The following is a 13620-nucleotide window of genomic DNA, read 5'->3' as shown; positions in this document are numbered from 1 at the left end:
GACCCGCGTAGACTTCGCGCGTGGCCAAGGTGACGCGGGATGATGTGGCAAGGCTGGCGGGGACCTCGACCGCGGTCGTCAGTTACGTCATCAATAACGGACCCCGGCCGGTCGCCCCGGCCACGCGCGAGCGGGTACTCGCCGCGATCAAGGAGCTGGGCTACCGGCCCGACCGGGTCGCCCAGGCGATGGCGAGCCGGCGGACCGACCTCATAGGGCTGATCGTGCCGGACGCCCGCCAGCCGTTCTTCGCCGAGATGGCGCACGCCGTCGAACAGGCCGCCGCCGAGCGCGGCAAGATGGTGCTGGTCGGCAACTCCGACTACCTGGACGAGCGCGAGGTGCACTATCTGCGCGCCTTCCTGGGGATGCGGGTGTCCGGGCTGATCCTCATCAGCCAGGGCCCCAGCGAGAACGCCGCCGCCGAGATCGAGGCGTGGGACGCCCGGGTGGTGCTGCTGCACGAGCGGCCCGAGGCGATCGACGACGTGGCCGTGGTGCTGGACGACATCGGCGGCGCCCAGCTCGCGGTGCGCCATCTGCTGGAGCACGGCCACCCCTATGTGGCCTGCCTCGGCGGCACCGAGATAACCCCGACCGTCGGCGACCCGGTGACCGACCACGTCGAGGGGTGGCGCCGGGCGATGCGGGAGGCCGGGCGGTCCACGGAGGGGCGGCTGTTCCAGGCCCCGTACAACCGGTACGACGCCTACCAGGTCGCCCTCGGCCTGCTGGCCGGTCCCGACCGGCCCCCGGCCATCTTCTGCGCCACCGACGATCAGGCGTTCGGGGTGCTGCGGGCGGCGCGTGAGCTGCGCATCGACGTCCCCGGAGAGCTGGCGGTCGCGGGCTTCGACGACGTCAAGGAGGCGGGGCTGACCGACCCGCCGCTGACCACGGTCGGCTCCGACCGGCCCGCGATGGCCCGCGCCGCGGTCGACCTGGTGCTGGAGGACGGGCCGCGGCTGGCGGTCTCGCGCCGGGAGCGGATGCGGCAGTTCCCCTCCGCGCTGGTGGTACGGCGCTCCTGCGGCTGTTCGTAGGGCCCCCGCTGTACCGGGCTCCTTTATACCGGGCTCCTTTATACCGGGCATACCGACTTCTGCCCTGCTTCTCAGCAGGTCCTCAGCCTGCTCTCATACTTCCGCCGCACAGTCATAGACATGACCGACAGCCCACGCCGTAGCGGCGACCACGAGCCCTATCCCTACGCGTACGGCGGCGCGGCGGCCTACCCGCCGCCGCCCACCCATGAGCCGCGGACCCCGGTGACCACCCCGCCCGGGGTCACCGTGTGGCCGGGCGGCGGAACCGGCGACAGCGGCGGCGTCGGCGGTGGGGGCACCACCGAGATGCCGCTCCCCGGCGGCGGTGGCCGCCGCAGGCGGCGGCTCTCCCGGTCGGCCGGGCTGATCGCCGCCGTGGCGGTGGTCTCGGCGCTGGTCGGCGGCGGCACGGCGACCCTGGTCGGCCAGGCGGCGGACCGGGGGGACACGGCCGTCTCGACCCCGGTGGTCAACGCCAACTCCAGCAGCACCGGCAGCGGCGTGTCCGCCGTGGCGGCGGCCGTGAGCCCCAGCATCGTGGAGATCAGCGCGACGTCCACCCAGGGCGAGTCCACCGGCTCCGGCGTGATCGTCACCAGCGGCGGCGAGATCATCACCAACGACCACGTGGTCTCCGGCGCCGATTCGATCAAGGTGAGGTTCAGCGACGGCAGCACCAAGAGCGCGTCGGTCCTCGGCACCGACAGCGGCAAGGACCTGGCCCTGATCAAGGTGCGGGACGCGAGCGGCCTCAAGGCCGCGTCCCTCGGCGACTCCAGCCAGGTCAGGGTCGGCGACCAGGTCGTGGCCATCGGCTCGCCCGAGGGGCTGACCGGCACCGTGACCAGCGGCATCGTCTCCGCGCTCGACCGCGACGTCACCGTCTCCACCGACGAGGAGCAGGGGCAGCAGCAGGACGGCGGCGGCCAGTGGCCCTTCGAGTTCGGCGGCGGCCGCTACAACGGCGACGTCGGCCAGTCGACGACCACGTACAAGGCCATCCAGACCGACGCCTCGCTCAACCCCGGCAACTCCGGCGGCGCGCTCATCAACATGAAGGGCCAGGTCATCGGGATCAACTCCGCCATGTACGCCCCGGCCTCCGGCCAGAGCAGCAGCGCGGGCAGCGTCGGGCTCGGCTTCTCGATCCCGGTCGACACCGTCAAGTCCGACCTCTCCACCCTGCGCGACGGCGGCAGCGGCGGCACCGGCAACAGCTGAGCCGCCCCCGGCGAGGCCCACGTGCGAGGCTGACAGCATCCGCCCCGCCCACCGTTAAGGAAACCGATCCATGAGCCCCGCCGACCACGGCGATCAGCCCGCCCGCATCCTGATCGTCGACGACGAGCCGGCCGTCCGCGAGGCGCTGCAGCGCAGCCTCGCCTTCGAGGGCTACGCGACCGACACCGCCGTCGACGGACTGGACGCCCTGGAGAAGGCCGGTACGTACGGCCCGGAGCTGATCGTGCTCGACGTGCTGATGCCCCGCATGGACGGGCTCACCGCCGCCCGGCGGCTGCGCGCCACCGGCGTGACCGTGCCCATCCTGATGCTCACCGCACGCGACACGGTCGGCGACCGGGTCACCGGCCTCGACGCGGGCGCGGACGACTACCTCGTCAAGCCCTTCGAGCTGGACGAGCTGCTGGCCCGCATCCGCGCCCTGCTGCGCCGCAGTTCGTACGCGGCCGCGGCGGGCGCGCCGGTCGCCGACGACGACACGATGTCCTTCGGCGACCTGCGGATGGACCTGGTGACGCGCGAGGTCACCCGGGGCGGGCGGCGCGTGGAGCTGACCCGCACCGAGTTCACCCTGCTGGAGATGTTCCTCGCGCATCCGCGCCAGGTCCTCACCCGCGAACAGATCCTGAAGGCCGTATGGGGCTTCGACTTCGAGCCGTCGTCCAACTCCCTCGACGTGTACGTGATGTATCTGCGCCGCAAGACCGAGGCGGCCGGGGAGCCGCGGCTCGTTCACACGGTGCGCGGCGTGGGATACGTCCTGCGGTCGGCGGAGGGCGAGCCGTCGTGAGGTTCCGCGGACTCCCGCTGCGTTCGCGGCTGGCCCTGCTGACCGCGGTGGCGGTGGCGGTGGCGGTCGCGGCGTCGGCGTTCGCGTGCTGGCTGATCGTGCGCGAACAGCTCAGCGCCCAGCTCGACTCGTCGCTGCGCAACGTCAAGGTCGACGAGCGCAATGTGGTGAGCATCCTGGACGCGTGCCAGAACCCCGACGGCGACGACGGCCACACCCCACGCGCCCTCGGCTCGTACTCCGTGCAGATCGTCCTGCCCGACGGCAGCCGCTGCCCCCAGCCCGGGGCGACGGAGCTGCCGGTGAGCGCCGACGACGTGGCGGTCGCCACCGGACAGCGGCCGACCGCGCTGCACGACGCGACCGCCGCGGACGGCCGCGACATGCGCGTCTTCACCTACCGGCCGTCCGGCGGCCCGGACAGCCCGCTGCCGCGCGGCATCGCCGTCTCCATGGCCCGCCCGCTCAGCGAGATCCAGGACCCCCTGAACACGCTCGCGCTCGTCCTCGCCCTCGTCGCCGGCATCGGCGTCGTCGGCGCCGGGGCGGCCGGGCTGTGGATCGCCCGGACCGGGCTGAAGCCGGTGGACCGGCTGACCCACGCCGTGGAGCACGTGGCCCGCACCGAGGACCTGGCCGTCCGCATCCCCGCCGAGGGCGACGACGAGATCGCCCGGCTGTCCCGCTCGTTCAACGCCATGACCGCCGCCCTCGCCTCCTCCCGCGACCGTCAGCAGCAGCTGATCGCCGACGCGGGCCACGAGCTGCGCACCCCGCTCACCTCGCTGCGCACCAACGTCGAACTCCTCGCCCGCAGCGACGAGACCGGCCGCGCCCTGCCGCCGGAAGACCGCAAGGCGCTCATGAGCAGCGTCAAGGCGCAGATGACCGAACTGGCGGCGCTCATCGGCGATCTGCAGGAGCTGTCCCGCCCGGACGCGCTGCCCGGCAGCGGGCCGCTCCAGGTGGTCGCGCTGCACGAGATCGCGGACACCGCCCTGCGGCGGGCCCGGCTGCGGGGCACCGGGCTCACCCTCGACGCCTCGATCGAGCCCTGGTACGTACGCGGCGAGGCCGCCACCCTGGAACGGGCCCTGGTCAACCTCCTCGACAACGCCGTGAAGTTCAGCCCTTCGGGTGGTGTCATCGACGTCGCGCTCAGAGCGGGCGAGTTGACGGTGCGGGACCATGGCCCCGGCATTCCCGATGACGAACTCCCTCATGTCTTCGAACGGTTCTGGCGTTCGCCATCCGCCCGCAGCCTGCCCGGCTCCGGCCTCGGGCTGTCCATCGTGGCCCGTACCGTCCAGAGTTGCGGCGGCCAGGTGGGCCTGCGGCCCGCGCCCGGCGGCGGCACCGTCGCCTGGCTCCGCCTCCCCGGCGCCCCCACCGCCCCGCCCGAACTCGACCCCTGACCTTCTCGGCCCTTCTCAGCCCGCGGATACGCCGGACCCAGCGGACGCACAGCCATGGGCACCAGGTTGGGCCCATGCGCGAGACTTCCCGGATCCTGGTCGTGGACGACGAGCCTTCGGTACGCGAAGCCATCGGCAGAGCCCTGCGGTTCGAGGGCTACGAGGTCGACTCGGCGGAGGACGGCCCGGCGGCGTTGCGCCGCATCGACGAGGAACCGCCCGACCTGGTGCTGCTCGACGTGATGATGCCCGGCCTGGACGGGCCGGCCGTCGCCCGCCGCCTCCGGGCCTCCGGCCGCACCCTGCCGATCATGATGGTCACCGGGCGGGACTCCGTGGGCGACCGCATCGTCGGCCTCGACAACGGCGCCGACGACTACCTGGTCAAGCCCTACGCGGCGGAGGAACTGCTGGCCCGCGTCCGTGCCCTGCTGCGCCGCGGCCGCACCGCCCCCGCCCCGAACCCCGCTCCTCAAACGCCGGAGGGGCTGGGTGGTGGGCCTCTCCGCCCCGGGCTCGGCTCGTCCGGGGCGCCGGCGTCGGGGGCCGGCTGGCCGGCTTGGGCCGGGGTGGGGGAGAGGTGCCCTCGGCCCGTCAGAACGAGGGGCCGAGGTGGATCGTGGGGTGGGCGCCCGTGTCGGTCAGGGAGCCGTTCTGGGAGCCGTGGAGGCGGGCGTAGACGCCGTTCAGGGCGAGCAGTTCGCGGTGGGTGCCGGTCTCCACCAGGCGGCCGTGGTCGAGGACCAGGATGCGGTCGGCGTTCGGGGCCAGGTTGAGGTCGTGGGTGATCATGATCGTCGTACGGCCCGACATCAGCCGCCGCAGCGGCCGCACCACGCGCCGCGCGGCCAGCGCGTCGAGTCCGGTGGTGGGCTCGTCCAGGACCAGCACGGGCGCGTTGCGCAGCATCGCCCGCGCGATCGCGATCCGTTGCAGCTGACCGCCGGACAGCTGGGCCGTATGCGGGTCGATCCGGGTGTCGTACCCCTGCGGCAGGGCGCGGATGAACTCGTCCGCGGCCGCGTCCCGCGCCGCCCGGACGATGTCGTGGTCGCTCGCCCCCGGCCGCCCGCACGCGATGTTCTCGCGGATCGTGTCGTGCAGGATCAGCGTCTCCTGCGGCAGCAGGGTCACGTGCTCGCGCAGGAAGCCGAGCGGCAGGGCGTGCAGCGGCACGCCGTCCAGCCGTACGCAGCCCTCGCCCGGGTCGTAGAAGCGCAGCAGCAGTTTGGAGACGGTCGACTTGCCCGCTCCGCTCGCCCCCGTGATCAGGACGAACTCACCCGGCCGCGCGGTCAGTGAAACCCCGGCCAGGGTCGGCCGCTCGGTGCCCGGGTACCGGAAGCCGACCCGGTCGAACTCCACCGTGCCGTGCACCCGCCACGGCGCGACGGCCGCGCCCGGCGCGGGGTCGCGCACGGCCGGTTCGGCGTCCAGGACCTCCAGCAGCCGTTCGGCGCCCGCGGTCGCGGCGGTGAGGGTCAGGCCCAGCTGCCCGAGGTTGCGGATCGGCGGGTAGAGGTAGCCGAGGAAGGCGGCGAAGGCGAGCAGTTGGCCGATCGTCATCCGGTCCTGGGAGATCTCCCAGGCGCCGAGTCCGATGATGGCGAGCACGCACAGCGTCTCGATGACCTCCACCAGCTGCTCGTACAGCTCGCTCATCCGCGCCCCGGACACCGAGGCCCGCATCCACGCCGACGCCTCCCGCCGCAGCCGGTCCTCCTCGGCGGGCTTGCGGTTGTACGCCTGGGTCAGCACGACGTTCGCGAGGGACTCCTCGACCACCGAGGTGATGGCGCCGTCGGCGACCCGCTCCTCCCGGGCGACCGACTTGATGCGGCCGGAGAAGCGCCGGGCGGCCAGCCAGAACAGCGGCGCGAGGACGAAGGTGGCCAGCGCCAGGTCCCAGCGCAGGGTGAAGGCGGCGACGGAGAAGAAGACGGTGCTGAAGATCGCCGATACGGTGCCCACCACCCCGGACACCACCATCTGCTCGATGGCGTCGATGTCCCCGGTGAGCCGCTCCAGCAGATCGCCCTGGCGGTGGCGGGAGAAGAAGTGCGGCGGCAGGTCCTGGACGTGCCCGAAGACCCGGGCCCGCAGCCGCATCACGAAGCGCTCGGCGGTCCAGACGGCGAGCGAGTTACCGGCGTAGCCGACGCCCGCGCCGAGGACGGCGACCGCGAGCCACTGCGCCGCGGGGCTCCAGAACGCGCCGAGCGACCCCTGCCGCAGGGCGTTGTCGGTGAGGTCGGAGAAGAGCAGGATCGCGGCGGTCTCGGCGAGCGCCGCGGCGATCACACAGACGCAGATCAGCACGATCCAGCGGCGGTCGCCCTTGGTGAGCGGCCAGAACCGGCGGAACGCCAGCCGCGCCGGAAGTTGCGGAGTGGCCTGCTCCGCCTCCTCGCCGTCCGCCGTCGCGGGGACGGAGGCGGGGACGGGGACGTACGCGTACTCCTCGGGCAGCGGCTGCACCGCCCGCTGGTGGCGGCCGTACGGGCGGGGCCGCCCGGGGCGCCGGTGCCGGCCGCTGCCGGTGACGGGATCGGTCACGACCATGCGCAGCTGCATGGTGGCCTGGTCGTCGTACGAGGGCGGGGGTGTGGTCACTGGGGTCTCCCGGGTCCGGAAACGGCCGAGGCGGGCCCGCGGCGCGATTGCCACGGGCCCGCCTTTCAGGGGGTGGTTCAGCCGCCGATGGGGCGACGGGGCTGCTTCTTGTGCGGGGGCTTCGGGGCGCCCGGCTTCGGGTGGTGCTTCTTCTGCGGCGCGGGCTTGCGGGCGGGCTTGACCGGGGCGATCTTCTTGAAGCTCATGATGTTTTCCTCTCGGGAATTCTCGGTCTCTTGTGCCGGTGCCGTTCGACCCTTTTTTCTGGGCCGTTCGGCTTCGACGCGGAAAACATTAGGAGCGCTTTCCGTGAGCCGGTTCGGACTCCGCTGTGCGTAAGCGAAGAACCGTCTGACGGAGTTCTCAGGAGATCGCGGGAACCGCCGCGCGGCCGGGTGCGTCCATGACGAAGGGGCCGGTGGCATGTCGCCACCGGCCCCTTCTGCGGGTCACCTCGCCAGGGGAATTACGGCCTCTTGCCGAAGCCCATCTTGGTGCCGGTCAGATCGGCCACGATCCCGTCCGGCTCCACCCCGATGTTCTGAATCTTGATGTCCTTTGCCTTCTCCGGAAGCTGGAAGGAAAGCGACAGCTTCTCCGACAGTTCCGGCAGCTTGTACTTGGTCAGCGCGGCGGCCACCGTCGGATCGATGCCGAGCTTCTTGACCAGCTCCGGGTGCTCGTTCGTCACGTCGACGAGGTTCACCTTCGTCAGCGCGGGCACGAACTCCGGCGACCCGGTGATCTTGTCCAGCTGCCGGTCGTCGTTCCGCGCCCGGCCGGCCGGTTCGGGAGCGACCCCCAGTCGCTCCGCCACCGACGGCACCTGAAGCAGCGCCCGCGCCTTCGCGGTGTCCTCGCTGATCTGCTTGGCCGCCTTGGGGTGCAGCCGCAGCCCGGCGTTCTTGCCCGGCCGGTAGGTGGCGATCCCGGGAATCTCCAGCCGCATGCCCGTCACCTCGGTGGAGATCCCCCGGTCTCCCTGGCGCTGGATGTGGGCCATGGCGTGCAGCGACACGTTCTGCCCGGCGACCGGCAGCTTGCCGTCCGCGCGCACCGAGTTGGGGCCGTACGCCCGGAACCGCACCTGGGAGGCGCCCAGTTCCCGGTCCAGGTCCTCGAAGGCCAGCAGGACGTTGCCCTTCATGCGCTCCACCACGGCGCCCTTGATCGAGGTGGGCAGGTCGGCGTTCAGCCGGATGCCCTCGGCCTGAACGTTCACCTTGGCGAGCGAGACCCGGTCGGCCGCCACATCGGGCACGGCCACGTCGACCTTCTCCAGCTTCTTGTCCAGCACCTGGGTGAGGAACGGGAAGCCGTGGATGGTCACGTTGGGGGCGGTGGCCAGCTTGAGCTTCTTCTGCAGCGCGGCCTCCGCCTTGCGCTCCACGTACATCACGGCGCACCGGTCGGCCAGCACCGCCAGCGCCGCGAGCACCAGCACGCCGATGACCAGCTTCGCGGTGAGCGGCACCGCTTTGAAGCGCCCACGCCCGCGCCGCCGACCGCGCCGGGAGCGGCCGTGGTCGGGCGGCGACCACGGCTCGCCGCCGTCTCCGCCCGGGCCGCCCTTGCCGCCGCCCGCGCCGCCGAGGTCGGAGGTGTCGTCGTCGTCCGGCTTCATCCCGAGGCCGAGCGGGTCCTCCGGGTCGTACGGATCGGCCAGCTCGGCGAGTTCCTCGTACGGGTTGCTGTACGGGACGGGGTGCACGTCGCGGTGCGCGTCGTCGCGCGCGGCGTCGTCACGTACGCCGTCGTCGCGTACGCCGTCGTTGGGCGCGTCGCCGGGGCGCTTCTGCGCGTCGCCGGGGCCCGAGTCGCCGGGGCCAGAGTCGCTGTGAGAATTGTGGGGACGGGGTGAAGATATGCGTGTGGGGGATCGCATCGGCCAATACCACCACGCCGCACTGCTCCGCCCGCAAGTCCTAGCGGCGATACGTGGCGAACGGCACGCTCACGCGGCGTCCGCCGCCGCACCGTTCGCCCGTCGTCCCCCGCCCCGTTCACCGTCCGCCGCGCGAAACCGCCCGTGCCTCCGTGACGGTGACGGACCGTCCGTTCATCTCCTGTCCATCCAGCTGGGCCATGGCCTTCTCGGCCTCCATGTCCGCCATCTCCACGAATCCGAACCCCCGTGAGCGCCCGGTGTCCCGGTCGGTGATGACGGTCGCGTCCATCACCTCGCCGAACTGCCCGAACAGCTTCTCCAGGTCCTCCTTCGTGGTCTGGTAGCTCAGATTGCCCACATGCAGCCGCTTCGACATGACCCGCTCTCCTGCCTGATCCGGGACGCCGTCAACGTGGCGCCAATCGGGTCAATCGTCGCAGCGAGGTGGAAAGCGGGCCATCGCGATTGGGCCGAACCGGTTACCCGGCCGGGCTCAGTGCAGGGTCTGGAGCTGTTCGGTGGCGAAGGGGATGAGCGCCTCGGTGTCCCCGGTGAGGACCTTCCGGGCCCACTCCGGGTCGGCGATCAGGGCACGGCCGATCGCGATGAGGTCGAACTCGTCCCGCTCCATCCGGTCCAGCAGCTTCTCGATGCCCGCCACCCCGCTCCGGGCCCCGTCCTTGAACATCGCGGGGTCGAACTCCTTGTCCAGGCCGACGGATCCGACGCTGATGGTGGCCTTGCCGGTGAGCTTCTTCGTCCAGCCCGCGAGGTTGAGGTCGGAGTCCTCGAACTCCGGCACCCAGTACCGGCGGGTGGAGGAGTGGAAGGCGTCCACCCCGGCCTCCGCGAGCGGGGCGAGGATCGCCTCCAGCTCCTGCGGGGTCCCGGCGAGCCGCGCGTCGTAGTGGAACGCCTTCCACTGCGAGGTGCGCAGGACGATCGGGAAGTCGGCGGAGACGGCCTTCCGGCACGCGGCCACGATCTCGGCGGCGAACCGGGCGCGGGCGACCGGGTCGCCGCCGTAGCCGTCGGTGCGGCGGTTGGTGCGCTCCCACAGGAACTCGTCGATCAGGTAGCCGTGGGCCCCGTGCAGCTCGATGCCGTCGAAGCCGGTGCGCTCGGCGGCGGCCGCGGCGTCGGCGAAGGCGGCGATCACCGCGTCCAGGTCGTCCTGGGTCATGGCCCGGCCCGCCGGGTTGCCGTCCAGGCCGATGCCCGATGGGCCGACCGTCGGGGCGTCCGGGACCGGGCCCGAGCCCTCGGCGCGGGTCGCCCCGACGTGCCAGAGCTGCGGCATGATCCGGCCGCCCGCGCGGTGCACCTCCGTCACCACGTTCTTCCAGCCCGCCAGCGCGTCCTCCCCGTGGAAGCGCGGCACCCGGTCGCTGTCTCCCGCCGAGGGGTGACCGACGTACGTCCCCTCGGTGATGATCAGCCCGACCCCACCGGCCGCCCGGCGCGCGTAGTACTGCGCCACATCGGCACCGGGGACGCCGTCCGGCGAGAACTGGCGCGTCATCGGCGCCATGGCGATCCGGTTCGGCACGGTGAGCCCGCCCAGGGTGAACGGGCGGGACAGGGTCTGGGCCGCGCGGTCGGCGGCAGCGCTGTTGGCAGACATGTGGAAGCTCCTCGAAGCAGGGCGAAGGTTCGCGGAGCTAAGCTAAAACCTGACGTTGACGTCAGGGGCAAATATCGCAGGGAGGAGCCGCGGGTGCGCATCGGTGAACTCGCCGCCAAGGCAGGCGTGAGCGTACGGGCACTGCGCTACTACGAGGAACAGGGCCTGCTCGGCGCGGAGCGCAGCGCCAGCGGCCAGCGGCACTACCCCGAGAGCGCGGTCGGCCGCGTCCGCCTGATCCAGCAGATGTTCGCGGCGGGCCTGCCGAGCCGGACGATCGTTCAGCTCATGCCGTGCGTCGACACGGGCTCGGCGACCCCGGAGATGATGGAACTGCTGCTGGCCGAGCGCGACCGCATCGAGCGTCAGATCGGCGAGCTGGCCGACGCCCGCGACCGGCTCGACGTCGTCATCGCCAGCACGAAGGTCCACGCCTGCGCGCCCGGGTAGTCACAAGGGGAGTGCCCGGTCCTCCACGACCGCCTTCATGACCAGGGTGTCGAAGGTCAGCCCGAGGGCGTGCGGGTCGAGGTGTGCGCGGTAGCCGCTGATCGCGCCGGAGCGCTCGCTCGGCCAGTTCGGTGACGTGGATCTCCTGCTGGTGTTCACCCCCGGCGCGGACTGGGCCTACCAGCCGGATACACCCGGCGACGGGGTGGCCGGTCGCCGCGCAGACGGGACTGCTCGGCGCGCTCCACAGGGTCGCCCGCGCGGTCGTCCACCTCGCCGTCGGCCTGCCGGCCCGCACGGTGCTGAGGACCCGGCCCTCAGCGGCCCGGGCGGTCACCCGGGCCTCCGGTGTCCTGATGATCGTCATCGGTGGGTTCCCGCTGGTGGAACGCCTGGCCTGACGCCGCGGCCACGCACCGCGTACGCCTATGTTTGTATCCGTCAACGACCGCCGAGGAGGACCCCGTTGGACAGTTACTTCGAGCGTACCGACGCACACCGCTACAAGCCCACCGGCCACGTCGGCGGTGCGTGGGCCACCGACGAACAGCACTTCAGCCCGCTCGGCGGCCTCATCGTCCACGCCATCGACCGCCACCTGGCCGGGCGCCGTCCGGACGCCTCCGGCATGGTGCTGAGCCGCATCAGCTTCGACATCCTCGGGCGCCTCGCCCTCGAGGAGTGCGAGATCCGGGTGGAGACCATCCGGCCCGGCCGCACCATCGAACTCATCGAAGCCACCGTGCTCATAGCGGACCGCGCGGTGGTCCGCGCCCGCGCCTGGCTCCTGACCACCCTGGACACCGCCGCCGTCGCGGGCGGCGGCGCCGACCGCCTCACCCCGCCCGACGCGCTCGCGCCCTGGGCCATGTCCAGCGTCTGGCCCGGCGGGTACATCGCCTCCCTGGACACCCGGCCGGTCACCCCGCCGCAGCCCGGCCGCGCCACCGTCTGGCTCTCCACCGGGCTGGACCTCGTCGCCGGGGAGCCGGCGAGCCCGCTGGCGTCCTACGTCGCCCTCGTGGACACCGCCAACGGCATCGCCGTCCGCCAGCCGCCCACCGCCTGGATGTTCCCCAACGTCGACCTGACCATCCACCTCCACCGCCGGCCCGAGGGCCGCTGGACCGGGCTGGACACCACGGTCGCCTTCGGCGCCACCGGCCAGGGCATCACCAGCACGGTCCTGCACGACCTCACCGGCCCGGTGGGCCACGCCCAGCAGATCCTCACGGTCCGGCCGCAGCCGGGCGAAGCGCCTTGACCATCACCTGTTCCCCGGTCACGCCGTCGCGCGACAGGTCCGTGAACCCGTTGCGCCGGTAGAGGGCGATCGCGGCGTCGTTGCCGGGGATCACGGAGAGGGCCAGCGTCGTACCGCCCGTACGGCGCGCCCAGCCCTCGACCGCCCCGATCAGCCGGTCCCCGACCCCGTGGCCGCGTGCCTCGGGGCCGACCCACACCGATCGCAGCTCCCGTACACCGCCCTCCCCGGGTACCCCGCGCGCCACGCCGACGGCGCAGCCGTCCTGGAGGGCGACGACGGGAAACGCGCCCGGCATCTCCAGGCGGGCCCGCCACCGCTCCTCACCGCCGCGGTGCCAGTCCGCGAGCGTGGACGTGAACGCGTGCGGCGCGTCGGTGAGGGCGGCGAGCCGCACCTCCCGCCACAGCGGCCAGTCGTCCGCCGTGAGCACCCGCAGCGTCACCACTTCGTCGCGCGGATCGAGTACATCAGCGGCAGCCGGGGATGCCCCGCCGGGAAGCGGAACACGGGGTTCTGGGCGGGGCCGGTCCGCTCCAGCACCGGGTAGCGCTGGAAGAGGGTGGTGGCGTGCTCGTGCAGGAACTCGATCCGCAGCCCGGCTCGGGCGAGGGCGGTCACCACGGCCCCCAGCGGGTGCTGCCACTGGACGGAGACGGTGTGGGCGAGCGGCGGGCCGTCGGTGTACGTGTGCGGCTCGTCCCACGTCGTGCCCTGCTCGTCGAAGTAGTCCACCTCGACGCTCTTGCCGTCGTCCCCCAGCACCTCGGTGAACGGATGGAACTCCGCGAGGTACAGCACCCCGCCGTCGGCCAGCAGCCCGGCCACGACGCGCGCCCAGCGCGGGAGGTCGGGCAGCCAGCACAGCGCGCCGAGCCCGGTGTACACGACGTCGAACCGCTCACCGCGCAGGGCTTCCGTCGCGTCGTACACATCCGCGGTGACGAACCGCGACTGCCCGTCGAGCGCCAGGTCCTCGGCCAGCTCGCGCGCCGTCCGTATGGCCGCCTCGGAGAAGTCCAGCCCGGTCACGTGCGCCGCCCCGCGGCGGGCCCAGGACAGCGTGTCCTGACCCATGTGGCACTGGAGATGGACGAGCCGCTTGCCGCTGACGTCCCCCAGCTCGTCCAGCTCGAAGCCGCGCAGGGTGCAGGCGCCGTCGCGGAACCCGGGCAGATCGTAGAAGTCGCTGTCGGCGTGGACCCGGACCCGGTCGTCCCAGTTCGCGCGGTTGCGCCGTCGCCAGTCGTCCGTCATGGCCCGGACGGTAGTGGGTGTCCCTCCCGGA

General features: G+C 72.5%; 14 protein-coding genes and 1 pseudogene. 7 read left to right on the top strand and 8 right to left on the bottom strand.

The annotated features are described in order from the left end of the window. Positions 1 to 20: 20 nt before the first annotated feature. The 5 genes and pseudogenes from ACFZCY_RS39880 to ACFZCY_RS39860 all read left to right on the top strand — a co-directional run. Positions 21 to 1043: a substrate-binding domain-containing protein gene (locus tag ACFZCY_RS39880; RefSeq protein ID WP_391185123.1), complete on the top strand. Its 1023-nt coding sequence runs from the start codon at positions 21 to 23 to the stop codon at positions 1041 to 1043. Positions 1044 to 1163: 120 nt separating this feature from the next. Further along, positions 1164 to 2267 (top strand): trypsin-like peptidase domain-containing protein, encoded by a 1104-nt coding sequence (locus ACFZCY_RS39875; protein WP_391185120.1) that lies wholly within the window; start codon positions 1164 to 1166, stop codon positions 2265 to 2267. A gap of 70 nt (positions 2268 to 2337) precedes the next feature. After that, a complete protein-coding gene (locus tag ACFZCY_RS39870) occupies positions 2338 to 3078 on the top strand; it encodes a response regulator (protein WP_391185118.1) in 741 nt (246 codons plus the stop codon). Next, entirely contained in the window at positions 3075 to 4493 is a 1419-nt protein-coding gene (locus ACFZCY_RS39865) for an ATP-binding protein (RefSeq protein ID WP_391185115.1), read from the top strand. The genes ACFZCY_RS39870 and ACFZCY_RS39865 overlap by 4 nt, the downstream gene beginning before the upstream one ends. Positions 4494 to 4567: 74 nt before the next feature. Further along, a pseudogene (locus tag ACFZCY_RS39860) lies at positions 4568 to 4906 on the top strand (response regulator transcription factor); the annotation flags it as partial. A 181-nt stretch (positions 4907 to 5087) separates the two neighbouring features. Here the strand turns inward: ACFZCY_RS39860 and ACFZCY_RS39855 are convergent. The 5 genes from ACFZCY_RS39855 to ACFZCY_RS39835 form a co-directional block, all read right to left on the bottom strand. Then, positions 5088 to 7067 (bottom strand): ABC transporter transmembrane domain-containing protein, encoded by a 1980-nt coding sequence (locus ACFZCY_RS39855; RefSeq protein WP_391185233.1) that lies wholly within the window; start codon positions 7065 to 7067, stop codon positions 5088 to 5090. A 116-nt stretch (positions 7068 to 7183) separates the two neighbouring features. Further along, a complete protein-coding gene (locus ACFZCY_RS39850; protein WP_391185112.1) occupies positions 7184 to 7312 on the bottom strand; it encodes a hypothetical protein in 129 nt (42 codons plus the stop codon). 260 nt (positions 7313 to 7572) lie between these two features. Further along, positions 7573 to 8991, bottom strand: a complete 1419-nt coding sequence (locus ACFZCY_RS39845) for an LmeA family phospholipid-binding protein (RefSeq protein ID WP_391185109.1) — start codon at positions 8989 to 8991, stop codon at positions 7573 to 7575. Positions 8992 to 9109: 118 nt separating this feature from the next. Further along, positions 9110 to 9370 carry an RNA-binding protein gene (locus tag ACFZCY_RS39840; protein ID WP_361490015.1) on the bottom strand — a complete coding sequence of 87 codons (261 nt, stop codon included), beginning with the start codon at positions 9368 to 9370 and terminating at the stop codon, positions 9110 to 9112. 117 nt (positions 9371 to 9487) lie between these two features. After that, on the bottom strand, positions 9488 to 10618 hold the full coding sequence (locus ACFZCY_RS39835; RefSeq protein ID WP_391185105.1) for an NADH:flavin oxidoreductase: 1131 nt from the start codon (positions 10616 to 10618) through the stop codon (positions 9488 to 9490). 93 nt (positions 10619 to 10711) lie between these two features. On the opposite strand from ACFZCY_RS39835, the gene ACFZCY_RS39830 reads away from it, so the two are divergent. Further along, positions 10712 to 11068 (top strand): MerR family transcriptional regulator, encoded by a 357-nt coding sequence (locus ACFZCY_RS39830; RefSeq protein WP_391185103.1) that lies wholly within the window; start codon positions 10712 to 10714, stop codon positions 11066 to 11068. Here the strand turns inward: ACFZCY_RS39830 and ACFZCY_RS39825 are convergent, their stop codons facing one another. Further along, positions 11069 to 11227 carry a hypothetical protein gene (locus ACFZCY_RS39825; protein WP_391185100.1) on the bottom strand — a complete coding sequence of 53 codons (159 nt, stop codon included), beginning with the start codon at positions 11225 to 11227 and terminating at the stop codon, positions 11069 to 11071. 307 nt (positions 11228 to 11534) lie between these two features. On the opposite strand from ACFZCY_RS39825, the gene ACFZCY_RS39820 reads away from it, so the two are divergent. Further along, the gene (locus ACFZCY_RS39820) at positions 11535 to 12332 is read left to right on the top strand and encodes an acyl-CoA thioesterase domain-containing protein (protein WP_391185097.1); all 798 of its coding nucleotides are present in this window, start codon (positions 11535 to 11537) and stop codon (positions 12330 to 12332) included. Here the strand turns inward: ACFZCY_RS39820 and ACFZCY_RS39815 are convergent. Together ACFZCY_RS39815 and ACFZCY_RS39810 are read right to left on the bottom strand one after the other, a co-directional pair. Continuing rightward, positions 12298 to 12780: a GNAT family N-acetyltransferase gene (locus ACFZCY_RS39815; protein WP_391185094.1), complete on the bottom strand. Its 483-nt coding sequence runs from the start codon at positions 12778 to 12780 to the stop codon at positions 12298 to 12300. The two genes, ACFZCY_RS39820 and ACFZCY_RS39815, sit on opposite strands and share 35 nt — an antisense overlap. Next, positions 12774 to 13589: a methyltransferase domain-containing protein gene (locus tag ACFZCY_RS39810; protein ID WP_391185091.1), complete on the bottom strand. Its 816-nt coding sequence runs from the start codon at positions 13587 to 13589 to the stop codon at positions 12774 to 12776. The genes ACFZCY_RS39815 and ACFZCY_RS39810 overlap by 7 nt, the downstream gene beginning before the upstream one ends. Positions 13590 to 13620: the final 31 nt, after the last annotated feature.

The sequence above is a fragment of the Streptomyces sp. NPDC007983 genome, assembly GCF_042958345.1.
Classification (GTDB): Bacteria; Actinomycetota; Actinomycetes; order Streptomycetales; family Streptomycetaceae; genus Streptomyces.
This window is presented reverse-complemented; position numbering and strand designations above follow the sequence as displayed.

Excerpts from the sequence above, each read along its gene's own strand:
- ACFZCY_RS39875 (WP_391185120.1), top strand. The coding sequence starts at position 1,164 with ATGACCGACAGCCCACGCCGTAGCGGCGACCACGAGCCCTATCCCTAC.
- ACFZCY_RS39850 (WP_391185112.1), bottom strand. The coding sequence starts at position 7,312 with ATGAGCTTCAAGAAGATCGCCCCGGTCAAGCCCGCCCGCAAGCCCGCG.
- ACFZCY_RS39810 (WP_391185091.1), bottom strand. The coding sequence starts at position 13,589 with ATGACGGACGACTGGCGACGGCGCAACCGCGCGAACTGGGACGACCGG.
- ACFZCY_RS39835 (WP_391185105.1), bottom strand. The coding sequence starts at position 10,618 with ATGTCTGCCAACAGCGCTGCCGCCGACCGCGCGGCCCAGACCCTGTCC.
- ACFZCY_RS39840 (WP_361490015.1), bottom strand. The coding sequence starts at position 9,370 with ATGTCGAAGCGGCTGCATGTGGGCAATCTGAGCTACCAGACCACGAAG.
- ACFZCY_RS39845 (WP_391185109.1), bottom strand. The coding sequence starts at position 8,991 with ATGCGATCCCCCACACGCATATCTTCACCCCGTCCCCACAATTCTCAC.
- ACFZCY_RS39870 (WP_391185118.1), top strand. The coding sequence starts at position 2,338 with ATGAGCCCCGCCGACCACGGCGATCAGCCCGCCCGCATCCTGATCGTC.
- ACFZCY_RS39855 (WP_391185233.1), bottom strand. The coding sequence starts at position 7,067 with ATGCAGCTGCGCATGGTCGTGACCGATCCCGTCACCGGCAGCGGCCGG.